Source organism: Streptomyces sp. NPDC111656 (genome assembly GCF_055656965.1).
The window spans coordinates 1-1,076 of the sequence record NZ_JBVKCA010000087.1 but is presented as its reverse complement, the minus strand read 5'-3'; the positions used below and the strand labels follow the sequence as shown (position 1 = coordinate 1,076).

Here is a 1,076-nt window from a genome sequence, read left to right as displayed (position 1 = left end):
CCTAGGTGTATTGCCCCGGGAGGTTGTGGACGGGTGAGCCAGGTCTCGGCTGAGGGATCTTGAACAGGTGAGGGCCTTCCGGTTCGGTGTGGATTGCGACGTCTACACCAACAGAAAGGCCCTCGTGCCCCACCGTAATGCACCCCTGACCGAGACCGGACGCCTGCGCCTGGCCCGCTGCGTCGTCGAGGACGGCTGGCCGTTGCGCCGCGCCGCCGAACGCTTCCAGGTCTCACCCACCACCGCCCAACGCTGGGCCGACCGCTACCGCCGGTTCGGCGAGGCCGGGATGACCGACCGCTCCAGCCGCCCGCACCACAGTCCCCACCGACTGCCGACCCGCACCGAACGGCGGATCATCAAGGTCCGCGTACTGCGCCGCTGGGGACCGGCCCGCATCGCACACCTGCTCGGGCTTGTGCCCTCGACCGTGCACCGCGTGCTGACCCGCTACCGCCTGGCCCGCCTCACCCATCTCGACCGGGCCACCGGCCGCGTCATCCGCCGCTACGAACGCGACCGCCCCGGCGAACTGGTACACGTCGACATCAAGAAACTCGGCAACATCCCCGACGGCGGCGGCCACAAGACGCTGGGCCGCCAGGCCGGCCGAAAGACCCGCTCCAACGCCGGCTACAGCTACCTCCACACCGCCGTCGACGACCACTCCCGCCTCGCCTACAGCGAGATCCACACCGACGAGAAGAAGGAGACCGCCACCGCCTTCTGGAACCACGCACAGGCGTTCTTCACCCAGGCCGGGATCACCGTCGAACGCGTCCTGACCGACAACGGCGCCTGCTACAAGTCGTTCCTCTGGCGCGATGCCCTGACGGCGGCCGGGATCACCCACAAGCGAACCCGGCCCTACCGGCCCCAGACCAACGGCAAGGTCGAACGCTTCAACCGAACCCTGCTCGACGAATGGGCCTACGCCCGCCCCTACCGCTCCGAACAGGAACGGCGTGAAGCGTTTCCGCAGTGGCTGCACACCTACAATCACCACCGCGGACACACCGCGCTGAAAGGTCAACCACCCGCCAGCCGCGTCCCCAACCTCACAGGTCAATACACCT

The 1,076-nt window shown here is 68.2% G+C and carries 1 protein-coding gene; it reads left to right on the top strand.

What is annotated here, in order from left to right:
* Positions 1-124 precede the first annotated feature (124 nt).
* Positions 125-1,076: IS481 family transposase (locus tag ACZ7M3_RS52865; RefSeq protein ID WP_472073997.1), on the top strand; the 952-nt coding region annotated here is incomplete at its 3' end.